General features: G+C 63.2%; 22 protein-coding genes and 2 pseudogenes. 20 read left to right on the top strand and 4 right to left on the bottom strand.

Translation table 11 applies throughout. The features are described from left to right. Nucleotides 1-194: 194 nt before the first annotated feature. The 5 genes and pseudogenes from BLV94_RS51475 to BLV94_RS05165 all read left to right on the top strand — a co-directional run bounded on the left by BLV94_RS51475 (nucleotide 195) and on the right by BLV94_RS05165 (nucleotide 5,448). Nucleotides 195-806 (top strand): aldehyde dehydrogenase family protein, encoded by a 612-nt coding sequence (locus BLV94_RS51475; RefSeq protein ID WP_255315004.1) that lies wholly within the window; start codon nucleotides 195-197, stop codon nucleotides 804-806. Further along, a pseudogene (locus tag BLV94_RS51470) lies at nucleotides 803-1,614 on the top strand (aldehyde dehydrogenase family protein). The gene BLV94_RS51475 and the pseudogene BLV94_RS51470 overlap by 4 nt, the downstream one beginning before the upstream one ends. Nucleotides 1,615-1,824: 210 nt before the next feature. Further along, on the top strand, nucleotides 1,825-2,781 hold the full coding sequence (locus BLV94_RS05175) for an enoyl-CoA hydratase-related protein (protein WP_143051343.1): 957 nt from the start codon (nucleotides 1,825-1,827) through the stop codon (nucleotides 2,779-2,781). A 335-nt stretch (nucleotides 2,782-3,116) separates the two neighbouring features. Continuing rightward, nucleotides 3,117-3,914 carry a coniferyl-alcohol dehydrogenase gene (locus BLV94_RS05170; RefSeq protein WP_072946444.1) on the top strand — a complete coding sequence of 266 codons (798 nt, stop codon included), beginning with the start codon at nucleotides 3,117-3,119 and terminating at the stop codon, nucleotides 3,912-3,914. Nucleotides 3,915-4,179: 265 nt separating this feature from the next. Next, complete coding sequence (locus tag BLV94_RS05165) at nucleotides 4,180-5,448, top strand: cytochrome P450 (protein WP_072946445.1); 1,269 nt, start codon at nucleotides 4,180-4,182, stop codon at nucleotides 5,446-5,448. Nucleotides 5,449-5,544: 96 nt separating this feature from the next. Here BLV94_RS05165 and BLV94_RS05160 read toward each other — a convergent pair whose 3' ends face one another. Beyond that, a complete protein-coding gene (locus BLV94_RS05160) occupies nucleotides 5,545-5,730 on the bottom strand; it encodes a hypothetical protein (RefSeq protein ID WP_072946446.1) in 186 nt (61 codons plus the stop codon). Between the two features lie 540 nt (nucleotides 5,731-6,270). Here BLV94_RS05160 and BLV94_RS05155 point away from each other — a divergent pair. The 7 genes and pseudogenes from BLV94_RS05155 to BLV94_RS50470 form a co-directional block, all read left to right on the top strand. Beyond that, nucleotides 6,271-7,245: an alpha/beta hydrolase gene (locus BLV94_RS05155; protein ID WP_072946447.1), complete on the top strand. Its 975-nt coding sequence runs from the start codon at nucleotides 6,271-6,273 to the stop codon at nucleotides 7,243-7,245. A 155-nt stretch (nucleotides 7,246-7,400) separates the two neighbouring features. Further along, nucleotides 7,401-8,864, top strand: a complete 1,464-nt coding sequence (locus tag BLV94_RS05150) for an MFS transporter (RefSeq protein WP_072946448.1) — start codon at nucleotides 7,401-7,403, stop codon at nucleotides 8,862-8,864. A 531-nt stretch (nucleotides 8,865-9,395) separates the two neighbouring features. Beyond that, a complete protein-coding gene (locus BLV94_RS05145) occupies nucleotides 9,396-9,950 on the top strand; it encodes a hypothetical protein (RefSeq protein ID WP_072946449.1) in 555 nt (184 codons plus the stop codon). Between the two features lie 28 nt (nucleotides 9,951-9,978). Beyond that, the gene (locus BLV94_RS05140) at nucleotides 9,979-10,923 is read left to right on the top strand and encodes a YybH family protein (protein WP_072946450.1); all 945 of its coding nucleotides are present in this window, start codon (nucleotides 9,979-9,981) and stop codon (nucleotides 10,921-10,923) included. A gap of 120 nt (nucleotides 10,924-11,043) precedes the next feature. Continuing rightward, a complete protein-coding gene (locus BLV94_RS05135) occupies nucleotides 11,044-11,703 on the top strand; it encodes a tyrosine-type recombinase/integrase (protein WP_083395481.1) in 660 nt (219 codons plus the stop codon). A 227-nt stretch (nucleotides 11,704-11,930) separates the two neighbouring features. Beyond that, nucleotides 11,931-12,560 (top strand): group II intron maturase-specific domain-containing protein, encoded by a 630-nt coding sequence (locus BLV94_RS05130; RefSeq protein WP_244163827.1) that lies wholly within the window; start codon nucleotides 11,931-11,933, stop codon nucleotides 12,558-12,560. Then, nucleotides 12,512-12,939, top strand: a pseudogene (locus tag BLV94_RS50470) (transposase); the annotation flags it as partial. The gene BLV94_RS05130 and the pseudogene BLV94_RS50470, both read left to right, overlap by 49 nt. A 226-nt stretch (nucleotides 12,940-13,165) precedes the next feature. Here BLV94_RS50470 and BLV94_RS05120 read toward each other — a convergent pair. Further along, complete coding sequence (locus tag BLV94_RS05120) at nucleotides 13,166-14,209, bottom strand: phosphotransferase family protein (RefSeq protein WP_072946452.1); 1,044 nt, start codon at nucleotides 14,207-14,209, stop codon at nucleotides 13,166-13,168. Nucleotides 14,210-14,334: 125 nt separating this feature from the next. Then, complete coding sequence (locus BLV94_RS05115) at nucleotides 14,335-14,547, bottom strand: ferredoxin (RefSeq protein ID WP_072946453.1); 213 nt, start codon at nucleotides 14,545-14,547, stop codon at nucleotides 14,335-14,337. Nucleotides 14,548-15,074: 527 nt separating this feature from the next. Here BLV94_RS05115 and BLV94_RS05110 point away from each other — a divergent pair. Then, nucleotides 15,075-15,719, top strand: coding sequence for a PaaI family thioesterase (locus tag BLV94_RS05110; protein WP_072946454.1), 645 nt, complete (start codon nucleotides 15,075-15,077; stop codon nucleotides 15,717-15,719). 95 nt (nucleotides 15,720-15,814) lie between these two features. On the opposite strand, the gene BLV94_RS49315 is transcribed toward BLV94_RS05110, so the two are convergent. Then, entirely contained in the window at nucleotides 15,815-16,444 is a 630-nt protein-coding gene (locus BLV94_RS49315; protein WP_072946455.1) for a TetR/AcrR family transcriptional regulator, read from the bottom strand. A 469-nt stretch (nucleotides 16,445-16,913) separates the two neighbouring features. Between BLV94_RS49315 and BLV94_RS05100 the strand changes: the two genes are divergently transcribed. The 7 genes from BLV94_RS05100 (at nucleotide 16,914) to BLV94_RS05070 (ending at nucleotide 24,809) form a co-directional block, all read left to right on the top strand. Further along, a complete protein-coding gene (locus BLV94_RS05100; RefSeq protein ID WP_072946456.1) occupies nucleotides 16,914-18,338 on the top strand; it encodes an aldehyde dehydrogenase family protein in 1,425 nt (474 codons plus the stop codon). 22 nt (nucleotides 18,339-18,360) lie between these two features. Further along, nucleotides 18,361-18,990: a histidine phosphatase family protein gene (locus BLV94_RS05095; RefSeq protein ID WP_072946457.1), complete on the top strand. Its 630-nt coding sequence runs from the start codon at nucleotides 18,361-18,363 to the stop codon at nucleotides 18,988-18,990. 75 nt (nucleotides 18,991-19,065) lie between these two features. Then, a complete protein-coding gene (locus tag BLV94_RS05090; RefSeq protein ID WP_072946458.1) occupies nucleotides 19,066-20,370 on the top strand; it encodes an acyl-CoA dehydrogenase family protein in 1,305 nt (434 codons plus the stop codon). Between the two features lie 55 nt (nucleotides 20,371-20,425). Next, nucleotides 20,426-21,184 carry an SDR family NAD(P)-dependent oxidoreductase gene (locus tag BLV94_RS05085; RefSeq protein ID WP_072946459.1) on the top strand — a complete coding sequence of 253 codons (759 nt, stop codon included), beginning with the start codon at nucleotides 20,426-20,428 and terminating at the stop codon, nucleotides 21,182-21,184. An 81-nt stretch (nucleotides 21,185-21,265) separates the two neighbouring features. After that, nucleotides 21,266-22,837, top strand: coding sequence for an acyl-CoA synthetase (locus BLV94_RS05080; protein ID WP_072946460.1), 1,572 nt, complete (start codon nucleotides 21,266-21,268; stop codon nucleotides 22,835-22,837). A gap of 29 nt (nucleotides 22,838-22,866) precedes the next feature. Continuing rightward, nucleotides 22,867-23,691: an enoyl-CoA hydratase-related protein gene (locus BLV94_RS05075; RefSeq protein WP_208613691.1), complete on the top strand. Its 825-nt coding sequence runs from the start codon at nucleotides 22,867-22,869 to the stop codon at nucleotides 23,689-23,691. Next, the gene (locus BLV94_RS05070) at nucleotides 23,688-24,809 is read left to right on the top strand and encodes a CaiB/BaiF CoA transferase family protein (protein ID WP_167372131.1); all 1,122 of its coding nucleotides are present in this window, start codon (nucleotides 23,688-23,690) and stop codon (nucleotides 24,807-24,809) included. Before BLV94_RS05075 ends, BLV94_RS05070 begins: the two co-directional genes overlap by 4 nt. Nucleotides 24,810-24,823 lie beyond the last annotated feature (14 nt).

Genomic DNA, 24,823 nt, shown 5'->3' with positions numbered 1-24,823 from the left:
ATCACAATTGGCATTGACGCGGTGCGTGTTCACGATTTGAAATCGAGCTGTGAACCAAATAACACAACGTAAGCAAGTTTGCTATCTGTTCTATTGAGCTACCGCTGTCTTGTTCTTCCTTGAGCGTCTGTTGCAGGCCGTGTGAAGCCGCTGAATCTACTGTGCCGTTCCCGTTTCGAGTCCAGGAGGACTACATGTCAGTTTCGATGACCATCGACGGTCGGCTGGTAGGAGGGGACGGCACGTTCCCGGTGGACGACCCCGCCGTCGGCACTCCGTTCGCCGAGGCACCGGACTGCACCGACGAGCAGTTGGAAGCCGCCGTGCGCGCGGCCCAGTCGGCTTTCGCCCAGTGGCGCCTCGACGACGGCACTCGGCGCGCTGCTCTTCTCGTGGCGGCGCAGCGGATAGAAAATTCGATCGACGAACTGGCGCCCCTGTTCGTGCAGGAACAGGGCAAACCGTTGAAAGAAGCCGCCGGGGAGGTGGCTTCCGCAATCCAGTGGCTGCGGTACTACGCGGACCTGGACCTCTCCGACGAGGTTCTGCAAAAGGACGACTACTCCCGCGTCGATTTGATCCGCGAGCCGATCGGCGTAGTCGCGGCGATCACCCCGTGGAACTCGCCGATCGGCCTCGCGTTCTGGAAGCTCGCCCCGGCACTGCGTGCCGGAAACACCATCGTCCTCAAGCCCTCGCCCTATACGCCGATCACGACGCTCCGCGTCGGTGAACTACTCGCCGACATCCTGCCCCGGGCGTCCTCAACGTCGTTTCGGGCCGAGATCCTCTCGGCGCCAAGCTGAGCGCGCACCCGGCTGTCCGCAAGATCAGTTTCACCGGCTCGACTGCGAGCGGCCGAAAGTCGCGCTCGCGGCGGCCGACGACCTCAAGCGCGTCACCCTCGAGCTCGGCGGGAACGATCCCGCGATCATCCTCGACGACGCCGATATCGAGACCGCTGCAGCAGGCATCTTCGGCAGTTCGATGATGAACGTCGGACAGATCTGCGTCGCCGTGAAGCGGGTCTACGCGCCTCGCTCCATGTATGCCGATTTGGTGTCGGCGCTGACCGAGCGTGCGAAGAGGGTCGTCCTGGGCAGCGGACTCGACAGCACGACGACGCACGGACCGGTCAACAATCAGGCGCAACTCGATCGGGTGAAGGGCCTGGTCGAGAACGCCGTCGCTGGTGGCGCCACCGTTGCGGCCGGCGGAGGTCCCGTCGACGGACCCGGCTTCTTTTACACGCCGACCATCCTCACCGACGTGACCGACGACATGCCGATCGTCACAGAAGAGCAGTTCGGACCGGCCCTGCCGATCCTGCCGTACGACGACCTCGACGAGGCCGTCGCGCGAGCGAACTCGACCGACTTCGGCCTCGGTTCGTCGGTGTGGACGGGCGACGTGGAGAAGGGAGCCTCCGTGGCTCGTCGCATCGCCGCCGGAACCACCTGGGTGAACTGCCACCTCTACCTGATGCCGCACCTTCCGTTCAGCGGCGTCAAGCAAAGTGGCATCGGCATCGAGAACGGGCCGTGGGGACTCCACGAGTTCACTACTCCGCACGTCGTGTATCGCAACCTCCTGCCCGGCACGCCATGGTCTTGAACATGGGCGGTGGCGATCGGCGAGCGGGATCTACCACGATTCGCCACGAGTAGGCGCCGTCCGTGGATTGGACAACGGCGTGCTGTCGGAGCTCAAAGGCAGGAAATCAGCGCTGTTCGGCGCCGAGCAGCGCGCCGGCCCGGGGCGGACTATGACCAACCGTTCGCAAGCGCGGCAACGGCGGACTGTTGGTCGCGTGAGCTGCTCGGATTGGCCAAGAACAGCGGCTTCCTACTCGAACTGTTGCGCGATCCGATGCGCAAAAGTGCGCGAACGAATGCTGCACGACCCCTACTGGACGAAGGCGGACGCAGACCGATGACGGACTATGAGGACCTGATCTACGAGGTGACCGATCCGGTCGCTTTGATTACCATCAACCGGCCGAAGCAGCGGAATGCGTTCCGCGGGCAGACGATGCATGAGCTGCGGCATGCCGTCGAGTCCGCTGTCGCCGATGAACGAGTAGTCGGCATCGTGGCCACGGGGGCCGGTGAAGGCTTCTGCGTTGGACTGGACGCCGCGAACCTGGTTCAAGCGGTCAAGAACGGCCCGCGCAGCACGAGCGAGGCGACGGTTGGGTCGGAGGCGCCCGCGTTGTTCTCCTATCTTCGCGACGTCCCGAAACCAGTGATCGCTGCGGTCAACGGGACATGCGCAGGCGGAGGATTCGTGCTGGCGATAATGGCAGATCTCCGTTTCGTCGCGAAGTCAGCCGCTTTCCATACCGTGTTCTCCAAGCGGGGCCTCATCGCCGAGCACGGCACTAGTTGGCTGCTGCCGAGGCTCATTGGGGTGGGCCGTGCGCTAGACCTCCTGTGGAGCTCACGGCGGGTGGACGCGGCCGAGGCGGCGTCGATCGGCTTAGCCGATCGGGTCGTTGATGACGACGACCTGGTCGATACGGCCGTCTCGTACATCCGCGACCTCGCCAAGTCCGCCTCGCCGCGGTCGTTGAGTGTCTCGAAAGAACTCGTGTACAACCACCTCGACCGCGAGTGGCACGAGGCGGCGGTAGACGCCGACGTCGCGATGCAGAACAGCGTTCGGAGCGCGGACTTCGCCGAGTGCGTCGCCTCCTTCGTTGAACATCGACCGCCGAGATTCTTCCGGATTGGGGATCCTGGACGCGACGGCGCCGTGGTTGGAGACGCCGAGATGCTGTAGATGTTCGTCTGCTCGGTCCGACGGCGGATCCGCAAGACTGGTGTGCGATGTTCGTTGTCGACGGTGCGTGTCGCCGGTTGTGCCGTTAACCGAGACGTTGCCCCATCCGCATCTCCGAGACCGCGACGCAGACGTGACGCCGGACGGTGTCCGCAGCCCCCACCAGTTTCCCCTGATGGCGGCGATGCCCGGTCAGGTGCAACGACCGAAGGCGGCGGCAACGCACACTGCGAAAGTGTTGACGGAGTGGGGCGTCGATCATGAACCGTCGGCCGATCTGGGTCGCCCACCTTGTGACGAAAGATCACTAAACTCGACCATCGCAGGAGATTTCAATGAGATTGCAGGACAAAGTTTTCGCGGTTACCGGCGGGGCCGCGGGTATCGGTGCGGCCGTTCGCGAACGACTGCTCGCGGAGGGCGCCGACGTTGTCGTTCTCGACCGCGTCGATCCACAAGACCCGCGCGTCACCTTCATCGAAGTCGATCTCGCCGATCCGTCGTCCATCGCTGCCGCGGTCGATCAGCTGCCTGCGAAGGTGGATGGGCTCGCAAACGTTGCTGGCGTCCCCGGCACCAAGTCGGCCGATGCGGTCATGCGCGTCAATTACCTCGGCCTCCGAGCGCTGTCAGAGGCGGTGGAGGCCAATATTCAGCAAGGCGGATCGATCGTGAATGTCGCCTCTGCTGCGGGCGCGAGCTGGCAGTTCCATCGCGCGGAACTGGACGAGTTCATCGCGCTGAACGACTACGACGCGCAACTCGCGTGGTCGACACAGAACGCGCCCCAGGATGGTCCAACCGCCTACGGCTTCTCGAAGGAGGCCGTCATCTTCTACTCGAAGCAGCGCTCGCACGTGCTCTGGACCCAGGGCGTCCGAATCAATTGCGTATGCCCGGGCGCGACCGCCACCGGCATCCTTACGGATTTCAAGGAGTCGATGCCGCCCGGCGCCATCGACTGGTCCGAGCAACTCCTCGGTCGGCACGCGGCACCGGAGGACGTCGCATCGGTCGTCGTTTTTCTGCTCGGCCCAGACTCGGGATTCGTCAACGGGGCCGACATTCCGGTGGACGGCGGTCTCATCGCCGGTGCGTCGACCGGCGGCATTTCAGTGCAGGCGGACGCGTGACGACGTCGATGGCGGTTCGACTTACGCAGTTCAAGGATCTCGGCATCGCAGCTACCCAGCTCCGCATCGGATCGTCGCCGCCGGGTTGTCGGCGCGCTGACGGTCCTACGAAATATATGGAGCCGCTCGCACTCATCGACGCGCTCACGGTTACGTGACCTGGACTCGTACTCATGCGTGACCACGTTCCGACGGCCACAGGTGTCGTCCATTCACCTCCAACCCAGCCCACGATTGTCCTAGTCATCACGAAAGAAGACCGATCATGATCGACGACGTCATCACCACCCCCGTCCGCTCGTACAGCGACATCGATATCTCGTCCTGGGACTTTTGGTCGAAGCCATTCGCCGCGCGCGACGAGACCTTTTCATCGTTGCGACGCGCGGGCGAGGTGTCGTGGCACGAGCCGATGGACTCCGGGTATCCGCACGGCGAGACTGGTTTCTGGGCGCCGACGCGAGCCGAGGACGTAGCTTTTGTGAGCAAGCATCCGGAGATCTTTTCGTCGGCCGTGACCGGCAATGTGATGGTCGAACCGGTTCCGCCGACGGTTGGGGAGGAGCGCATGAGCCTGTTCATCGTGATGGATCCGCCGAGGCACACGACATACCGACGCATCATCTCCGCGGCGTTCACCCCGCGCCACATCGCTCGGCTGAGGGACAAGATCGAAGCCGACGCGAAGGAGATCGTCTCGGATATGGTCGGTTCCGGCGACGTCGACTTCGTGCAGCGCTGTTCGGCGCAGCTTCCGATGCGCACCGTGTCGGACCTGATCGGCATTGCGCAGTCTGATCGCGGGGCCGTCACTGCGGCAGCTGAAGCGATGTTCCTTGCCAGCGATCCGGCCGAAGTCGCAGGCGTCACGGACCTTCGCAAGTACATCGAAGAGCAGGTCGACATCCTGCACGCTGCAGCGATCGAGGTGGCCCGAGACCGCCGTAAGCACCCGAAAGACGACTTGATCACCATGATTGTCGAAGCCGAGGTGGACGGTCATCGGATGACCGACCGCGAGATTGGTGCGTTCATGGTCCTGCTTTCGACCGCGGGTAACGACACGACCAAGCAGACCACGTCGCACACGGTGCACGCGCTGGCCCGGCATCCAGAACAGCGACAATGGCTCGCAGGCGACTTCGACGGCCGCATTACCGCGGCGATCGAGGAGTTCGTCCGTTGGGCGACGCCGGTAATGCACTTCTCCCGTATCGCAGTGGAAGATACTGAAATTCGCGGGACGACAATCAAGGCGGGCGAAAAGGTTGGGTTGTTCTATTGTTCCGGCAACCGTGACGAGTCGGTGTTTGAGCGTCCGATGGAGTTCGACCTCGCCCGCACACCCAACCGGCATGTCGCGTTCGGCGGCGGCGGAATTCACTACTGCCTGGGCAATCAGATCGCGAAGATGCAACTTCGAGCGATGTTCAACGAACTGCTGACGCAGGCACCGCATATCGAGGTGGGCGAGCCGCAGTATCTGTCGAGTCGATTTCTTCATGCGATCAAAAAGCTGCCCGTCCACGTGTGATGAAAGGTGAAAGCGGTAACACTGTTCCGCAGATTCCGTAGCTGATCAACGCCGCTTCCGTACAGACAGACGAGGCGAACTCGCAGCCGAGAACCATCACGTGTACGTCTCGTCGTGCACGGTCACGCGGTCGACGACTTCCGGCGTCCAGGGATCGGTGCCGAAGCCCTTGAACTTGCCGTTGGCGACGTATCTGGCCAATTCCCTTGGGCCGGATCGCGAGTAGATCAGAAAGGCCTGCATGTCGACCGCGCAATGGAAGACGACGTCGCAGCCGTCCATCGCCGAGCGAAATAATCGCCCGAGCAAACCGACTCCGGCCTGACTGATAGATCGCCGTAGCAGAGCTCGACGTCGCGATCGTCGTGCGCAGGAGGACGCGCGTACCTTCTCGCCTCACTCCACGACCTGTCTCGTCACAAGTGAGCCGAAAAACCGCTCCCGCCGATCACCAGTGTCGTCGTGCCCAAGGGTTCAAGCTCTGGCGCGAACGCCAGACTTACCGGTTACGGATCAGGAACCCTCGCAACGCATCACTCGCAAAATTCACCAAGCACATTGGTGAACCGCATGCCACTTTATTTACCCATTGACACAATCTTTTCCACGTGATTATCTGGCTGCGGTGACTAAGGCCACACCTCGACCGGGTCACCGGAATCCCGGCCACGAGACCACACCCCTTCCGTCCCCGCCGCATCGATTTCCCATACGCGCCGGGCTCATCACTGATTCAAGGAGCGCTGAGGGCATGTCCACCGACGTTGCAGCAGATGAACCCGGCGACGCGATCAACAAGCACATGTCCTCGAAGGAGCTGTCATGACCACCACTCCGATCGAGCGGGGGCTACGTCCGCCGGCACCTTCCAGCGTCAGCCCAGAGGCCAAGTACTACCTCACGCTGATCCAAGACGTTGCCCCCCTGCTCTACCCGGAGGCTGCCGACGAGGCGGCGTGGGACAAATGGATTGCGCTGCAGGAGAACGCTCTCCACACAAAATTCACGGCGGCGCTGCCACCGGATGACCACTACCGGCATGCGCGCTCGATCGTAGCCGGTGTTCCGGTGCACGTCGTGACTCCAGCCTCGGTGCCGAACGGGGACGAGACCCCGCTGTTTCTTCAGCTTCACGGCGGGGCGATGGTGATGGGTGGTGGTGACCTGGCATGGATGGAGTCGGCGACCCTTGCGTCCCGTCGGCCCGGCGTGACCTGGGTTCCCGATTATCGGATGCTGCCCAGGCATCCCTATCCGGCGGCCTTGGACGACGCCATCGCTGTCTACCGTGCCGCGCTCAAGACGCGCGCTCCGCAGCGAATTGTCGTCGTCGGCGCGTCGGCTGGCGGCAATCTCGCCGCCGCACTTCTCATGCGCGCCCGTGACGAGGGTCTGCCCCTGCCGGCGGCGCTGGTCTTGCAGACGCCCGAGGTGGACCTGACCGAGTCCGGGGACACCTTTCGCACTAACGTCGGGATCGACATTCTCGGTTCGCTGATGCCCCTAAATATGCTCTACGCTGGCGGCCACCAACTCACACATCCCTACCTTTCCCCCCTCTTCGGGGACTTGGCCGGACTACCGCCGACCTTCCTGCAGAGCGGCACCCGAGACCTGTTCCTGTCGAATACGGTCCGAATGCACCGACGGCTCCTGGCGTTCGGCGTCGAGGCGGAGCTGCACATTTTCGAGGGAATGCCGCACGCCGGTTTCACCGGGAATGCACCCGAGGACCTCGAACTCATCGCTGAGGTGCGCCGGTTCGAAGACCGCCACCTGGGGCCGTCGGTGGCTTAAGTTCTAGTTCGCAGGATTGACGCTGTAGTTCAAATCAACACCCCGTTAGGCGTGTTGAGAGATGTGAACAAGTTGCCCATGCTGTTCGCCGTCGCCTCGGGTATCGATGCACGCACCACCGCCGAAACGTCTTCGGCCACGAGTCGGGAGAATTGATGACGATTAAATCCCTGCAGATCGAACGTTCCGAATCGCGCCGCCACGTCCTATTCGTGGTCGTTCTGATCGCGATCGAGCTCTTTGCGGTCATTGAGACCGCGATGGCGTTCGCGGCCATGCCCACGTTCATGCGAGTTTTCGAGGCCGATGCCACCGCCGTCGGCTGGACGAGCACGGCCTACCTGCTCGTAGGCGCCGGCTCTGCCGCCACCTCCGGTCGTCTCGGCGATATCTTCGGGCGACAGAAGGTACTGACCCTGGTACTGGTGGGTGCGGTCATCGGCTCGATCGTGAGTGCGCTGGCCGTCGATCTGTGGATGATCGTTCTCGGCCGCGGGTTGCAGGGCCTGTCCGCCGGCGCCATTGCGATCTCCACCGGCCTGATACGGGAATTGTTGCCCGAACGGCGGGTACCGGTGGCGGTGGCCCTGCTCGGCGGTATCATCCCGATTGCCTCTGGAATCGGCGCATTGGTCGCCGGGGTCCTGCTCGATCAGAGCGGTTGGCGCCTGATGTTCGCCGCCGCGGTCGTTCTGGGTACGGCGGCTGCACTACTCTCGCAATTCTGTATACCCGCGACGCCCGGCATCACGCCGCGCCCGTCCGTCGATCTGGTGGGGGCGATCATGCTCGTCCCCGCGACCGCGGGCGTTCTGTTCGGCATCACCAAAGGCGGCCAGTGGGGCTGGCTCGACTGGAGAGTGCTATCGCCGATCCTGCTCGGATTGGTGGCACTCGCGGCGTGGATCTGGTGGGAGCGGCGCGTCCCGGAACCCATCGTCGATATGCGGCAGTTTCGAAATCGCAAGGTATCGCTGACAACGTTGGCCACCATTGTGGTGGGCGTGGGCCCGCTCGGCCTGCTGACGCTGCTGAGCCCGATGATCATGCAATTGCCCAAGGAGACCTCGATAGGCCACGGGTTGTCACCCACCGCGGCCGGAGCGATACAACTCCTCATCTGCATCGTGTGCTACGGCGGGGCGTGGTGGAGTGGGCGAATCTCTACTCGGGTCGGTGCGCGCTGGTCGCTTGTCGCGGCATGTGTCCTGTACATCGGCGGCGCTGGTGCGTGGTTCCTCGTGTCGGAAAGCCTTATAGGGACCGTGATTGCCCTGGGTGCCGTGCTTATGGGACACAACCTGAGCCTTCCGGCCGTGATGAACCTCATCGTCGAAGCGGTGCCGGCGGATCAGACCGGTGCGGCCACAGGGATGAACCGGGTGATCATGAATGTCGCGGTCGCTGCAGGCACTGCGTTCGGCTCGGTAATACTCGGGATATTCACGGTATCGGGTTCGAACCTGCCGTCGGAGTCGGCGCTGACCGTCGGTTTCGTGGCTATTATCGCGACCTCTGTGGTGGCACTGGCACTGGCGCTCCTGATCGGCGATCGCCGATCTGCTGATCGAAATGCGCCGATGAACGCCGAGCGCGGTGCCGCGAAGGCTGCGGTATGAGTACGAGTGTCACACGCAGAGCCGGGTCCCCGTCGCCGCAACGGTCATTCGCGGAGAACATGGTGCTCGGAAAGTCCTTGGGAGACGACTGGCGTTTCGGTCCACGGCTATCCATTTGAGCAGATCGCGGGAGGGGAAGCTCCGTAGCGGTGACCCTCCCGCGCGACGCCGTGCTCGCCGGGAGAATCTTCGATAGCCCGGCGGCATTACCGCGTATTCCTCACTGACGCACGGGCATGCACGAATCGCTCGACGTGCCGGCGGCCGGGGCGCGAACCGGGCTACCCGGGTTAAGTCGACTCGCAACGCATCATTCAAAAAGGGTTCATCAAGCACACAGATGAACTATACGTGAATTTATTTACCGGTTGACACAATCTTTGCCGCGTGATTATCTGACTGTAGTGGCGAAGGCCACACCTCGACCGGATCACCGGAATCCCGGCCACGAGATCACACCCCTTCCGTCCCCGCCGCATCGGTTTCCCACACGCGCCGGGGCGCATCACTGATTCAAGGAGCGCAGAAGGCATGTCAACCGACGTTGTAGCAGACCAGACCGGCGATGTGAACATCAACCTGGCGGCCTTCGACGGTGTCTGGCGGCTCGCGAAAGACGAGTCGACCGTCCTGGACGAGCAGTCGGGCGAGCACGTGAAGGAGAGCCTGACGGATCAGAAGGTCGAGATCCGGACGGGCGCCGACGGCGTGCAGACGCACGACACCTACGTTCAGATCACACCCGAATTGCGCATCCACGAGCAGTTCGTGATTGAGCTGAATGACGACAAGTGGGTTCCGTACACCCTGCTCGAGGTGGATGGTGACCCCAGCCACCCCCGGCTGCAGGGGGGCGGCGGACAGCTCCTCAAGGCCGGCTTGAAGCTCGGCGAGCCGAGTGCGTGGCTGAAGATGACCTACATAGATGAGCGCACTACAGTCCGCGTCACCAAGAACCTCGACGGTTCGGCGCAGTACGTCTTGATCAGCCGACTCTCAGAGGATGGCAACAAGGTCTCCGGCTACCTGATGACCCCGGACGGGAAGTTCGTGATCAACAAGCACTTGGTCCGCGAATCCGCCTGATCGGACCCGACGAACTCCGGAGAGTCCTATGTCAGAAGAATCAAGGAACCGTTTCAACCGAGCCGAAGACGTCGAGGCGATCTTCGCACTGCAGGACCACGCCCAGACGGCGGCGAGCGGCGACGACGCGATGCACGTCCAGGCGCGAGAGGTCGTCATGGCGGATCTGTTCTCCTGGAACAGCCCGGAGGGCTGGTACCAGGGCTGGGAAGAACAGTGGGCCAACATGAACGCGCAATTCGAACACACCGTGCCCGACCTGATCGCAGACATGCAGGACATGACGTACGTGTCGAACGGCCAGATCGCATGTCTGAGCATGCACGTGCACGCGACGGCGGAGTCGAGCGGGACGAATATCACTTTCCGCGAGCTCGACACCTTCCGCAAGACCAAGGGCGGCAAATGGCTGCTGACCACTTCGCACGTGTCGTTTCCCGTCGACCGGGAGACCGGCCGAGGCAATGACAAGCACGAACTGCCACAGCGGGGCGCTGTTGAGTGGTCGGCCGACCCGCTGCCCGGTCCCGCGACGACGGTGGAGAAGGCTCAACGCGAACTACGCCAATGGTTCGAGTCGCGGATCGTGGCACAGACGGCAGACGAAGCGGTCACGCACTTCGCCGCTGGTGAGGATGTGGTCTACTTCGGCCCGTTCACGCCGGGCGTGTGCCGCGGACTCGACGAGGTCCGCACCAGCCTCACGGAGTTGTTCGCCGGCGTCAGCCGGGTCGACGCAGAGATCACCGACTTCATCGCGCACTCTGACGGCGAACTCGGGTCGGTTCTCGCACGGGTGCACCTGACGGTCGAGACGACAGACGGATCGACGCAGACGTGGTCGTTGCGACACAGCGACTGCCTGCGTCGCAACGGCGACCACTGGGAGACCCTCATGGAGGAGATGTCCTTCGTGGTGGACGTCAAAAGTCGTGCCGCTCTCACCGATCTCCGCGCAGGCGCACTCGCCTGACGGCTTCGATTCATTTACATCACAACGATGTGTCCCCGCAGCAGGAGCGCGTCTAGGCATTTCGTCGACAGTCCCGCTTCGACATCAGTGATAGAGAGACGCAATTGAGAACATGAGTACATCCGAAGTGATATCCACACGATTCACAAGAGATTTCGGCTTACCGCCAACGAGATCGACGCCCTGCTGGCCGCGCCCGACCGCAGGACCGGGATCGGGCGCCGCGACCACGCGTTGCTGCTGCTCGCCTGCCAAACCGGGCTACGCCTGAGCGAGCTGACCGGCCTCACTATCGGCGACATCGAACTCGGAACAGGGGCGCACGTCCGCTGCCACGGCAAAGGCCGCAAGGACCGCGCCACACCCCTGACCAAACAAACCGTTGCCACACTACGGGTTTGGCTCACCGAACGTGACGGACAATCGAGCGAACCATTGTTCGTGACCCGAGTCGGTCGGCGGCTCTCCTCGGACGCGGTCGAGAAACTGGTCACCAAACACGCCGTCCGAGCCGCGGAGAACTGCCCAACACTGACCGGCAAGAACGTCACCCCGCACACGCTGCGTCACTCGGCGGCGATGGCTTTGCTGCACGCAGGTGTGGACACCTCGGTGATCGCGCTCTGGCTCGGCCACGAAGACCTCGCTTCCACCCAGCCCTACCTGCACGCCGACATGACCATCAAGGAGCAAGCCCTCGCACGCGTCCAGCCCCACAACACAAGTCCCGGTCGATACCGAGCACCCGACGCGCTACTCGCTTTCCTCGACGGACTTTGACCCCCGAAACTGATCCCGGATTATGCCGACCACACCACCGGCTCAAACTCGCTGGCCAGCACCGTCACGCCGGGGTCGGCATAATCCCGTGGTCGGCATAAGCGGACGATTTCGTCGTGCTCGTGTTCGGTAGCTGCGACGATGTGAACGACTTGCGCGAAGAGATCGCTGATGTGATCGCGCCGTTGGGGCTTCGGTTCTCCGAATCCAAGACCCGAGTTTTGCACATGGGCGAGGGGTTTGACTTTCTCGGGTTCCGCATCCAGTGGAAACGCAAGAAAGGGACGGACAAGTGGTACGTCTACGTGTTCATCGCCGACCGGCCCCTCCGGTCGCTGAAGGACAAGATTCGTGCCGTGACGAGCAGGCTGTCGCAGCAGCCACCCAGGGACGTGCTGATCCGCCTCAACCGGATCATGCACGGCTGGTCCAATTACTTTCGGTACGCGGTAGCCAAGAGTGTCCTGCAATCCCTCGCCATCTTCGTGTGGCACAGGATTGCTCGCTGGTGGATACGGCTGCATCGGTGGAGTTGGACCGATCTTCGACGGCACCTCATCGGCCCTCACTGGACGTGGAGGATGCCGTCGGCGGACGGGGTCGAACTGTTCAATCTCGGCCGGGTACCGACTGCACGATATCGATACCGCGGCAGTAAGATCCCGAATCCCTGGGCAGTGGCTAACCACGCTTGTTGGCAGAGACCGTGGAGAGCCCGGTGCGTGGAAACGCGCACGCCAGGTTCGGCGAGCGGCTCGCAGAAACGGGCCGGTGGCGACACCGGTACCGCGCTGCGGGCCGACTCAACCACTCCGGTGCACAACTGCGCTTCACCGACCGTGACGGGCTGCGGTTGACCGCGTTCACCCGCCAACAACGAAGGTGGACGGATCTGGAACTGCGGCACGGCCGCCGGGCACGCTGCGAAGACCGGATCCGCATCCTGAAAGACACCGGCCTCGATAACCTTCCGCTGCACGGTTTCGATCAGCATCGGATTGGTTCGCCCTCGCCCTCGCCCTCGCCGTCGAGGTCACCGCATGGATGCAGATGCTCGCGTTCGCCGATGACCCAGCCAGTCGGTGGGAGCCGAAACGGCTACGCCTGTTCGCGACCGCCGGCCGCATCGCCCGTCACTCACGAAAAGTGCACCTGCGGCTGTCCGCCCACGCACCCTGGATCGACTTGCTGATCACCGCATTGGCCCGTCTCAACGCAATCCCCGACCCCCTCTGAACAGCACCAATCCGACGATCGAGACGAAAGGGAATCGACTTTCGGGGCCCTGGACCTCGACGACCACCCGACCGCGTCGGGCGAACGCGCGTTGCCGCGCACCGAATCCACGCCCGAAATACCCAACCTGAAACTGATCAGAGCGACACATCAGACGCAGGCAAGATCGAGGCTAGGGTGGGCGCCTTCAGATGTTCGAATTGGGTGGAACTCGTCGCAGGTCGACTCAGCTGGACGCGTTGACACGTTCGGCAGCGCGTGCGCCGTAGCGTGTCGTTTCGGCAAGGTCGGCCGCGCGCATCATAAGATCCAAAACCATTGGCCCGAAGGCCTGCAACCGTTCGTTGTCACCAGCCCGCTGATAGCTCTGTTCCAGCACCACTGCCAGCTTCCACAACGCAAGGATAAGATAGAAATCGAGGTCCTCGACTTGCCGGCCGGAGACATCTGCGTACCGCCCTGCCAAGGCATCGCGGGTGGGCATGCCGTAGAAGTTGCCCTCGACACCGCCAGTCTGAGTCGGATCGAGCGGGTCGGCAGGTAGGAAGCTGAGCGCCCATCCGAGGTCGAGTTTGGGGTCGCCGATCGTCGTCATCTCCCAGTCGATGATGGCCGCCAGTCGCGGGGGCGAGCCGTGCCCGAACATCACGTTGGCGAAACCGTAGTCGCCGTGCATGAGACCGGGAACAAAATCGATAGGTTTGTGCCGCGTGAGCCAGTGTGCTGCTTCCGCGAATCCGGGAATCTCGCGTCCCTTAATGCGCGCGAGGAAGGCCGTCCATCGCTGTACCTGACGCTCGTGGAACCCGTCGGGGCGACCGAAATCCTGCAACCCCTTCGCTTGCCAGTCGACGTTGCCGAGGAGCGCGATGCCCTCGACGAGTTGAAAGGCGAGATCGCGACGGGCCGAGAGATCTTTGTCGAACGGTGTGGGCCAATCGCCGCCGAGGCTCCAGCCGTCCACATACGTCATGAGGTAGAACGGTCGACCTAGGACTGTCGGGTCCGCACACATTGCGAGCGGTGTGGTGTGGGGTACGTCGGTTCCCTCGAGGGCTTCGAGGATGCGCCATTCGCGAGCGATGCCCTTGTCCCGTTCCGCAGGCGCAGAGGGCGGGGGAATACGCACTACACCATGGAGTTCACTCCGTTTGAGCTCGACGACCGCGTTCTGCGAGCCTCCCGAGAGGTCTCGGACCTCCAGAGGCTCGCCCCGTCCCGGCAGGTCTGTGCTGTCCAGCCACGTCGCCAGGCGACTCGAATCGATCATTGGTTCCACCTTATTTCTGGCGCAGCGTCAGCTGTGCCGATTCTGTGCCAGTCGGGTGCATCGTGCCGGCGAAGTCGAACCGGTCCCGCGCAGTCGCCGACCGATATCTCGTGCCGGTATCCGACTCACTTCGTGATCAGCTTGAGCGCTTCTGTCGGGCAGGACGTGACCGCGTTACGTACATCGGCAATGTCCTCGTCCGAGACCGGCTCGCCGTCAACCGTTACGCTGCCGTCGTCTTGCACCTCGAAGTGTTTGGGCGCCAGTGCCTCACAGATTCCCAGGCTGGTGCACCGGCTCGTGTCCAAGTCAATGAAGAGAGCTTCGTTCTCGGCCATGGCAAATCCTTGTCTGTGTGGGAGTCGGTCGGCGGTCGACGCCGAGTGATTGTTCGGCAAGCCCCGAAGTGGGCGGTCGACACGCCTGTCACTGCTGTTCGTGCGGGCGTCGGCGTACAACGAGCTTCGCCCAGAACGCCACGCACTCCGGTTTTCGTAACGTGATTCGAAACCCGGTTACAGTGATTCAAGTTACATTCTCGGGAGCTCGGTGTCAACGATCGGCACGCGGGGTGACGTCCGGGTCCCAGGCGGGCGCTACGCGCGCCGCCAGTCAGGTTTGTGAACGGTGCGTGAAAGCGCTTTGCGTGGAGAGCTTCTCGTTGACACCGTGATCGGCGAGCCGTAGTCTGCCCTCAAATAGTGAACAAGGTTTCAAACAAGGTATCCGAGTGAACGTCCCGTGGGGCAGTTGCTCGGAGACGGTGTGCCCCGGACAGGGGCGTTTCACCCCGGCGTGGCTCCCCGGACCGGGGCCGCGAACGCCACGGCGGGCCAACTGACACGAGCGACGGAGAACTGCCGAGATGACTGGTGAATTCGGGGGAGCGCTCCCCGCAGCTGTCGAGGAGGGCGTCGGCGGATTCCGCACGACGATCGAGAACACGACCGAGCGAGGGGGTGTCAACTACGGCGAGTTCATCGAGGAAGTGCGGACGTTCATGGACCGCGCGCGTGCGGCATGTCCGACTACTGAACTCAATGACGACATTCTGTCGCGGTTGAGGGCGATCAACGACCTATTGAAGGGCGTGACGATCGACGAATGGTATGCGCCCTCGGGCACACGTACCGACCTGCCCGCTCGGGGAAACATAATGTTGCCGCCCTACACGTTCTTGGATCAGGGAGCGGACGGTGTGGTCGCGACCCTGCGGTTCCGCCGCTTCCATCTGGGAGGAAACTCTGCCGTACACGGGGGATATGTCGGCCTCGCCGTCGACGAGGTGATGGGTCTCGCGGCCGGATTGGCTCGCGGGATCACCCGGACCGCCTATTTGACGATCAACTACCGCTCCGTCACGCCGCTCGACACCGATCTGGAACTCAAAGCCTGGGTCGATCGGACCGAGGGGCGGAAGACGTTCCTCAGAGCGACGTTGAGCGACGGCGACCGGGTGTGCGCGGACGCGGAGGCGCTCTTCATCCTTCTCAATCCTGGGCAGAGGTGACACGGGTGCCGGGATCGACGATCCCGGCACCGGACGCCGCGGCAAACTGGCCGCCCGGCACTGATTCGTGCCTGATCGTCGGAGTGACGCGGCCGTCAGGCGCGCGACGCACGAATCAGGAGCCTAATCGTGGCACGGAGCTGCTCGCGGATCTCTGCGAGTTCCACCTGACCGAACGCCCACCGCACAGTCCCGCTATAGAAGACGTCGGTCAGCAGGGTGGCTGCGATCTCGGCTATCTCGGGACCGAGCGCTGACGGACTCGGCGAGATGTCCGTCCACCATTCCCACGTGACGTTCCTCCGCTCGGCTGCGACGACCGGATCGCTCGACAACGTTGCCCGTACGTACGCGTCGAGCAGGCCGGGGTCGTCGAGAAACAGGTCGATCACCTCGATGAAGTGGTCCTCCAAACCGTCGATTCCCGTGTGGTCCGCCGCAGCTGCACGCTTCGCTGCTTGCTCGGCGATGCTGATGTTCCATGCCACGGTTGCGCGATACAGCAGGAGATCTCGCGACTGGAAGTAGGTATATACAGTGCCGAGGGCAACTCCCGAACGCTCGGCAACGGCCCGCATCTGGACGGCGTCGTATCCGCCTTCGTGCGCCAGGTCGATCGTGGCCTGAAGGACCTTCTCGTACCGTTCCTGTTGTGACGGGCGAGGCGCTGTCCACGGCGAGTCCGCCGCCGGCTGGTCAGCTGCCCGCTTATATCCTGCGACCACGTCGCCTCCGCTGATTGTCGATACCGGCACGATCCGGGTGGTGCGCCTGCCGTCCCGTAGCTGAACATCCTGCTTCGGAGGCAGGCGGGTCTGCGTCGGCGCAGCAGGCAATTGTTTCAAACTGCGTTCTAAACCTATTGGTGTGCCGGGAGCGCTGTCAACGTTTCCTTCATGCGGCGGAACTGCCTCGAAATCCGTCGGTTCCCCCACACATCTCATTGACAGTGACGTAGGCCACGTGTAGCTTTCGAATAGAACGAGGTTCATAACAGGGTTCTGGCGCTCGCCGGTCGGATGCCCGGCACCGCCGGAAGGAACTCGGGTGCGTGGTGGACCGGGCGCCAGGTTTCGTCGGCGCGGTGGACAAGCGACCTCGCTTCGTGATCGGCCCGGAGCGCAGTGAGCCTCGGAGTCGCCGGAATGAGTTCGTGCAGTTTCAAAGACTTTCAATTGAGCATCAGGAGGATCGGTGTCCAACTACTCGATGACGATCGGCGGTGAGTTGATCTCGGGATCGGCCACTTTCGCGGTCGAGGACCCTGCTCTCGGCGCTGCTTTTGCAGTGGCGCCGAACTGCACGGATAGCGAGCTCGACAAAGCCGTCGCCGCTGCCGAGGCCGCCTTTCCGCGGTGGCGGAGCGACGACACCGCCCGGCGCAGTGCGCTCCTTGCCGCGGCCGGCCGCGTGGAGGAACGCGTCGACGAACTAGGCGCGCTTCTGACGCGTGAGCAGGGCCGACCGCTCGCCGAAGCAATCGGCGAGATCCGGTCCGCGGTGGACTGGCTGCGGTACTACGCCGGCCTGGAGGTGTCGGTCGAGGTCCTACAGGACAACGAATACGCTCGGGTCGAACTCCTCCGGGAGCCGATCGGGCCGGTCGCCGCGATCACGCCCTGGAACGCACCGGTCGGTCTGGCTTTCTGGAAGGTCGCGCCTGCGCTTCGGGCCGGAAACACGGTTGTGGTGAAACCGTCGCCCTACACTCCTCTGACCACTCTTCGGATCGGTGAGTTGCTCGCGGACGTATTCCCTCCGGGGGTCCTGAACGTCATCTCGGGCCTCGACCCCCTTGGCGCCAAGCTCAGCGCACACCACGCGATTCGCAAAATCAGCTTCACCGGCTCCACCTCGAGCGGGCGCAAAGTTGCCGCAGCCGCAGCCGAGGGACTCAAGCGCGTGACCCTGGAACTCGGAGGAAACGATCCGGCAATCGTGCTCGACGACGCGGACGTCGAGACCGCCGCGGCCGGCATCTTCGGCAGTTCGATGATCAACGTGGGCCAGATCTGCGTAGCGGTCAAACGAACCTACGTGCCCCGTCGCCTATACGGAGACATGGTCTCCGCGCTGGTCGAACGGGCGAAGGCCGTTCGAATCGGCAACGGTCTCGAGGAAGGAACCACACATGGCCCCCTCAACAACCAGTTGCAGCTCGAACGGGTCGAGGGTCTGGTGCGCAATGCGGTCGACGCGGGTGCGACTGTCGCCGCGGGAGGGAGCAGGATCGACGGTCCGGGTTTCTTCTATGCCCCCACAATTCTTACCGACGTGACCGATTCCATGCCCGTCGTAGCGGAGGAGCAGTTCGGGCCCGCTCTCCCGGTCCTGCCGTACGACGACCTCGACGATGCCATTGCTCGGGCAAACGCAACGCATTTCGGTCTCGGCTCGTCCATCTGGACCAGCGACGCTGATCGCGGTGCGCAGTTGGCGCGCAGAATCGCGGCAGGGACGACTTGGGTGAACTGCCACCTCTACCTCTTGCCTCATCTGCCGTTCGGCGGGGTCAAGTCAAGCGGTCTCGGCGTCGAGAACGGTCCGTGGGGGCTGCACGAGTTCACCGACATGCATGTTGTGTACAAGAACCTCGTCCCCGGCACCCCGTGGTCGTGAGCGTAAAGGTGGCTGTACTCGCATGAGCGTCATCTTCCTGGTCCGGCACGGCCAGGCTTCCCTGGGAGCCGCAGACTACGACCAGCTGTCCCCGAAAGGCTTCCATCAGTCCGCGCTCGTCGGCGCCGCACTACGGGAACGCGGCGCAACTCCGACCAGCGTCGTCAGTGGTGACCTGCGGAGGCACGTTCAGACGGTGTCGTGGGCGGGGCTCGCCGACGCAGCAGTGGATCCACGGTGGAACGAATTCGACCACAAGCCGATCCTCGAAGCGGCGTGCGGACCGATCGGCACCCTCGGCGATCTCGGAGCCGAGGGTTGGCTCGACGCGAAGCGGCGGTGGACGAGCGGGAAGCACGATACCCAGTACCCAGAGACGTTCGCGGGGTTCACAGACCGGGTACATACAGCCCTGAAGGACACCGCCCACGCAGCCGGGCGGGGCGGGTGTGCCGTGGTCGTCACGAGTGCCGGGGTGATCGCGTCTATCGCGACGGCGCTTCTCGGAGGAGGACCCGAGTTGTGGCACCGACTACAGACAGTGGCCGTCAACACCGGGATCACCAAAGTGATCGCAGGATCGCGAGGCCTGACGCTCGTGTCCTTCAACGACCACTCGCACCTTGAGCCGAACCAATTGACCTACGGATGACCAGCGCGTCGGATGACCGCAAAGCAACCGATTGAACAGCGGAAACATAGCGAAAATCGAACTAAGGAGTGCACTATGGCATGGGATTTCGAGACAGACCCCGAGTATCAGGCAAAGCTGGACTGGGCAGCCGACTTCGTGCGTGACGAGGTCGAACCACTCGACTTCGCCGTCGACGGGCTGGACATCCACAACCCGCTGTGGCAGGAGTTGGTTCTGCCTCTGCAGGAGAAGGTGAAGGCGCAGGGTCTGTGGGCGACACACCTGGGACCGGAACTCGGCGGCCCCGGCCACGGCCAGGTGAAGCTGGCACTCCTGAATGAGATTCTCGGCCGTGGCGGGCTTGGTCCGATCGTGTTCGGTTGCGCTGCACCCGATACGGGAAACATGGAGATCCTCGCCCATTACGGGACTCCGGAGCAGAAGGAGAAGTGGATGAATCCGCTTCTCGCCGGAAAAATTCTTTCCGCGTATGCGATGACCGAACCTCAGGGCGGTGCCGACCCGACCGCACTGCAGACCACGGCAGTCGTCGACGGTGAAGATTGGGTCATCAACGGCGAGAAGTGGTTCATCTCCAACGCAGCCGAGGCCGACTTCCTGATCATGTTCGTCGTGACCGACCCCGACAACCCGCCCCACAAGCGGGCGTCGATGTTGATTGTGCCCACGGACACCCCCGGCCTCGAAACGGTACGGAACATCGGCATGCGGTTACGCGGCAACCGTGATGCGTCGGAGTCATACCTGCGCTTGACGAATGCTCGCGTTCCTCGCGCAAACCTCCTCGGCGACCGCGGGCAGGCCTTCGCCATCGCGCAGACCCGGCTCGGAGGCGGTCGTGTTCACCACGCCATGCGAACCCTCGGCAACGTGAGTCGCGCCTTCGACATGCTCTGCGAGCGGGCGATCTCACGAACCACGAAGGGCGAGCTCTTGGCCGACAAACAGATGATTCAGTCGATGATCTCGGAGTCGTGGATCGAGATGGAGCAGTTCCGGCTTCTCGTGCTGCGCACAGCCTGGCGGATCGATCGCTATCAGGACTACAAGCGTGTGCGTGGCGACATCGCTGCGGTGAAGGTCGCGATGCCCAAGGTCCTGAACAACATCGCCTCACGGGCTCTGCAGATCCACGGATCGCTGGGTGTTACGACCGAGATGCCGTTCATCGACATGATTGTGAGTTCGTACACGATGGGTCTCGCCGACGGTCCTACCGAGGTGCACAAGGTGACGCTGGCGAAGAAGATCCTCAGGGACTACGAGCCGAGCGACGACCTCTTCCCGACTCGGCACATTCCCAAACTACGCGAAAAGGCTCACGCACGATACGCGGACGTGTTTGCGCGGCACGGAATCGACGCCCCAGTCTACTGAGAAGACCGACGGGCAAGACAACTCATCCGATCAGCGCTCTCAGAACAGGCAAACCATGAGTCAGACAACCGATTCACTCTTCGACCTCACCGGAAAGGTCGCACTCGTCACCGGCGGCAGCCGCGGAATGGGCTATCAGATGGTCCGGGCGTTCGCCGAGCGGGGGGCGGACGTGATCGTCGCGAGCCGGAAGCTCGATCGCTGCGAGGAGGTGGCGGCCGAGGTAACGGCCATGGGCAGAAAGGGACTCGCGGTCAGTGTTCATGCGGGGCAATGGGAGTCGATTGACTCACTTATCGAAACCGCCTACGGCTGGGCCGGCCGGCTGGACATACTGGTGAACAACGCGGGAATGGGCCCAGCGGTGCCGAGCCACGATGTCAGCGAGAAGCTGTTCGACAGCGTTGTAAATCTGAACTTCAAGGGGCCTTTCCGCCTGGCTTCGCAGGTGGCGAAGCGGATGTACGACGGCGAGGGCGGTTCCATCATCAACATCTCGTCCTCCGGTTCGCTCCAACCGCTGCCCGGTGTCGTTCCCTACGGCAGTGCCAAGGCTGCACTCAACGCGATGACAAGGTCACTCGCCGCCGAGTACGGGCCGAAGGTGCGCGTCAACGCCATATCTCCGGGTCCGTTCTTGACGGACATCGCCGACTCCTGGCCGGAGGAAGCGCGGACCACTGCTCCGAATGCACTGGGACGACCCGCAGCACCCAACGAAATAGTCGGTGCCGCAGTATTTCTCGCTAGTAATGCATCATCATTCGTCACCGACGCCCTCGTGCGCGTCGACGGCGGCCTGTCGGTCTCGTAGACCGAACCCATCCCACCGTTCGGGCGGCGCTCGCGAGCCTGCTGTGGGCCGGAGACGACAACTGTTAGAAAGGACACCTCAATGACTCACGTCGGATTCTGGAGTGCAGCGAAAGCCCACCCGGATCGGATCGCCGTCGTAGACCCCGAGGGCGGCACGCTCACGTTCCGGGAACTGCAGGAGCGAGCGAATCAGCTGGTACACGCACTCCGTGAGATGGGGCTTCAGCGGGGCGATGGAATTGCGATCCTGCTGCCCAACTGTGCCGAGTTCATCGTGTCCGTCCTGGCGGCGGGGCAAGCAGGGCTCTACTACACGCCGTTGAATCACAACCTCATTGCGTCCGAGATCGCCTACATACTGGATAATTCCGACGCGAAGGCGTTCATCGCGCACGAGCGATTCGGCGACAAGGCCAATGCTGCAGTCGAGGAAGCGAATCTGCCGGCCCTCAACACCCTCGCCGTCGGTGAGATCGACGGTTTCGCTGACTTCACGAGCGTGATCGATTGTCAGCCCACAACCGCGCCCGAGGATCGAGCGGCCGGTTCGATGATGTCCTATACGTCAGGCACCACGGGTCGCCCTAAGGGTGTCCGGCGTACGCTCTCGGGGATGTCGCCGGAGTGCCAGGACAAACTCACCGCTCCGATGAACATGCTGGCGGTGTTCGGGCTCGGACAGGCGGGGAGAAACGCGCACCTCTGCGTCTCCCCGCTATACCACAACGCCCCGGGCGGGTACGCGATGTTCGCTTTACAGCTTGGACACACGTTGATCTTGACTGCCAAGTTCGACGCAGAACAGTTTTTGGCGCTGGTCGAGAAGCACCGCATCACCAGCACCCAAATGGTGCCGATTCAGTTCTACCGACTGCTCAAGCTCCCCGAATCGACGCGCAAGAAGTACGACGTGTCCTCGCTACGCGTGATTTCGCACGCCGGCGCACCCTGTCCCGCAGATGTGAAGCGGCGCATGATGGACTGGTTCGGCCCGGTGGTCTATGAGTACTACTCCTCGGGCGAGGGTGTCGGCGGCACCCTGGTGACCCCGTCGGAGGCGCTCGAGCGACCAGGAACGGTCGGCAGGCCCTTCCTGCCTGGTGCCGTCATCAAGGTCCTCGACGAAGCGGGCAACGAAGTCCCGCGCGGCGAGGTGGGAGCGGTGTACTCCACCCTTCCTGGTGGAGGGTCCTCCTTCAAGTATCACAAGGACGAGTCGAAATCTGCCTCCGCGCGACGCGGCGACCTCTTCACCGCTGGTGACTATGGACGGATGGACGAGGACGGCTACCTCTATCTCGTTTCCCGGCGAACAGACCTCATTTTGTCGGGCGGGGTCAACATCTACCCAGCAGAAGTCGAGACCGTACTCCTCGAGCACCAGGGCATCGCAGATGCTGCCGTGTTCGGCATACCCAACGAGGAATGGGGTGAAGAGGTCAAGGCTGTCGTCCAGCTCGGTGTCGGAGTGACCGCGAGTCCCGATCTTGCGGACGAGATCCAGAAGTTCTGCCGCGAGCGTCTCGCTGCCTTCAAGGTTCCGAAATCCGTCGATTTCATGGACGAGTTGCCGCGGGATCCCAACGGAAAAATGTACAAGCGCCACCTCCGCGACCCGTACTGGGTGAAGGCAACGGCGGGTGCGAGATGACCGAGGTATACGAGGATCTCGTCTACGAGGTGACGGACCCGGTTGCCCTGATCACGGTGAACCGGCCAGACAAGCTGAATGCTTTCCGCACGCAGACGATGCACGAGCTGAGGGACGCGGTGAACCGCGCCGTGGCCGACGACCGGGTCGTCGGGATCGTGATCACCGGCGCTGGACGCGCGTTCTGCGTCGGGCTCGACGCCGCCGACCTCGCGGCGGCTGTTGACCAGCCGCCCCGCAGCACGAGCGAGGGCACCGAGGGATCGGAACCTCCGGCGCTGTTCTCCTATCTGCTCGACGTTCCGAAGCCGGTTATCGCAGCGGTAAACGGGACGTGTGCGGGCGGCGGGTTCGTCCTGGCGATGATGTGCGATCTGCGATTCGCATCAGACGGCGCCGCGTTTCACACTGTGTTCTCCAAGCGTGGACTTATCGCAGAACACGGAACCAGTTGGCTGTTACCGCGGTTGATCGGCGTCAGCAGGACACTCGACCTGCTGTGGAGTTCACGACGAGTGGAAGCCGAAGAAGCGCAGTCGCTCGGATTCGTCGATCGGGTGACGACTTCCGACCTTCTGGTGTCGTCGGCGGTTGAATACGTTGTGGCGCTCGCGGAGAACACATCACCTCGATCACTGCAGGTCATCAAGGAGCTGGTTCATCGGCACTTGGACCTGCCGTGGCCGGCGGCTGCGGTCGAGGCCGATGAGGCCATGCAGCGCAGCGTCCGATCCGATGATTTTCGCGAAGGAGTTGCTTCGTTCATGGAGAAGCGCCCCCCTCGCTTCGAGCGCATCGCGATAGAGGTATCGCGAGATCGATCGCCCACGGTAATGACGGGGGGCCCCCGGTGACCGGGCCGCTGTCCGGCGTTCGAGTAGTGGAGGTCGCCGCCATCGGACCGACCCCCTTCGCAGGAATGCTCCTGTCCGACATGGGTGCAGACGTTGTCAGGATCGACCGTCCAGGGAGTAGGCCCTACCTCACGCCAATCGACCGTGGGCGTCGGTCGATCACCGCCGACCTGAAGGATCCGACGGGCTCTCGACTCGCACTCGACCTGATCGCCCGCGCGGACATCGTGCTGGAGGGCTTTCGCCCCGGTGTCATGGAGCGCCTCGGGCTCGGTCCAGACGAGTGCCTCATCCGAAACCCGGCCTTGGTGTACGGGCGGATGACCGGCTTCGGCCAATCGGGAGACCTGTCGACGCTCGCAGGTCACGACATCAACTATGTAGCCCTTTCCGGAGCGCTCGAACTGCTCGGCACTGCTGACGGTCCGCCGCTTCCGCCACTCAATCTGCTCGGCGATTTCGGCGGCGGAGGAATGCTTCTCGCTCTCGGCGTCACCTCAGCGCTGCACCACGCGCGGACCACAGGAGAAGGCCAGGTCGTCGACGCCGCGATGACCGACGGCGTCAGCCTCCTGACCGCAATGTACTTCGGGCTGCAATCGACCGGAACACTCGGACCTCGCGGAAGCAACGGGCTCGACGGCGGTGCACCCTACTACCGCGCATACGAGACGGCCGATGCCAAGTGGATGGCAGTCGGGGCAATCGAGCCACACTTCTACGACGGACTGCTTCGCGGTCTCGACCTCGACCCCGGGGAACTGCCTGACCGCAACGACCGAAGCCAGTGGCCGTCCTTGCACGAGACGTTCGAGCGTGCCTTCCAAAGGAAGAGTCGCGATGAGTGGAGCAGCGTGTTCACCGCAGTCGACGCGTGCGTCACGCCGGTGCTGTCGCTGTCGGAGGTCGACACGCACCTCCACCACGTTCACAGGAACGCGTACGAGGACGTGGACGGGGTCACCCAGCCCGCGCCTGCACCACGGTTCGCTGTGACACCTGGTCGGGTCCAGGGGCCGCCACCGCTACCGGGGCAGCACACCGATCAGGTACTCGCCGACTGGGGTATTTCACCCGGCGACGTACTGGTTCACGACCGTTCGATCACAAGAAACTGACGGAGGAAAAACGA

The organism is Rhodococcus koreensis (assembly GCF_900105905.1).
GTDB lineage: Bacteria > Actinomycetota > Actinomycetes > Mycobacteriales > Mycobacteriaceae > Rhodococcus_F > Rhodococcus_F koreensis.
Note: the sequence above shows the minus strand (reverse complement) of the source record. Positions and strands in the feature narration are given on the sequence as shown.

Coding starts and splice junctions, on each gene's coding strand:
- BLV94_RS51475 (WP_255315004.1), top strand. CDS start 195: ATGTCAGTTTCGATGACCATCGACGGTCGGCTGGTAGGAGGGGACGGC.
- BLV94_RS05170 (WP_072946444.1), top strand. CDS start 3,117: ATGAGATTGCAGGACAAAGTTTTCGCGGTTACCGGCGGGGCCGCGGGT.
- BLV94_RS05165 (WP_072946445.1), top strand. CDS start 4,180: ATGATCGACGACGTCATCACCACCCCCGTCCGCTCGTACAGCGACATC.
- BLV94_RS05160 (WP_072946446.1), bottom strand. CDS start 5,730: ATGGACGGCTGCGACGTCGTCTTCCATTGCGCGGTCGACATGCAGGCC.
- BLV94_RS05155 (WP_072946447.1), top strand. CDS start 6,271: ATGACCACCACTCCGATCGAGCGGGGGCTACGTCCGCCGGCACCTTCC.
- BLV94_RS05150 (WP_072946448.1), top strand. CDS start 7,401: ATGACGATTAAATCCCTGCAGATCGAACGTTCCGAATCGCGCCGCCAC.
- BLV94_RS05145 (WP_072946449.1), top strand. CDS start 9,396: ATGTCAACCGACGTTGTAGCAGACCAGACCGGCGATGTGAACATCAAC.
- BLV94_RS05140 (WP_072946450.1), top strand. CDS start 9,979: ATGTCAGAAGAATCAAGGAACCGTTTCAACCGAGCCGAAGACGTCGAG.
- BLV94_RS05130 (WP_244163827.1), top strand. CDS start 11,931: ATGGGCGAGGGGTTTGACTTTCTCGGGTTCCGCATCCAGTGGAAACGC.
- BLV94_RS05120 (WP_072946452.1), bottom strand. CDS start 14,209: ATGATCGATTCGAGTCGCCTGGCGACGTGGCTGGACAGCACAGACCTG.
- BLV94_RS05115 (WP_072946453.1), bottom strand. CDS start 14,547: ATGGCCGAGAACGAAGCTCTCTTCATTGACTTGGACACGAGCCGGTGC.
- BLV94_RS05110 (WP_072946454.1), top strand. CDS start 15,075: ATGACTGGTGAATTCGGGGGAGCGCTCCCCGCAGCTGTCGAGGAGGGC.
- BLV94_RS05095 (WP_072946457.1), top strand. CDS start 18,361: ATGAGCGTCATCTTCCTGGTCCGGCACGGCCAGGCTTCCCTGGGAGCC.
- BLV94_RS05090 (WP_072946458.1), top strand. CDS start 19,066: ATGGCATGGGATTTCGAGACAGACCCCGAGTATCAGGCAAAGCTGGAC.
- BLV94_RS05085 (WP_072946459.1), top strand. CDS start 20,426: ATGAGTCAGACAACCGATTCACTCTTCGACCTCACCGGAAAGGTCGCA.
- BLV94_RS05080 (WP_072946460.1), top strand. CDS start 21,266: ATGACTCACGTCGGATTCTGGAGTGCAGCGAAAGCCCACCCGGATCGG.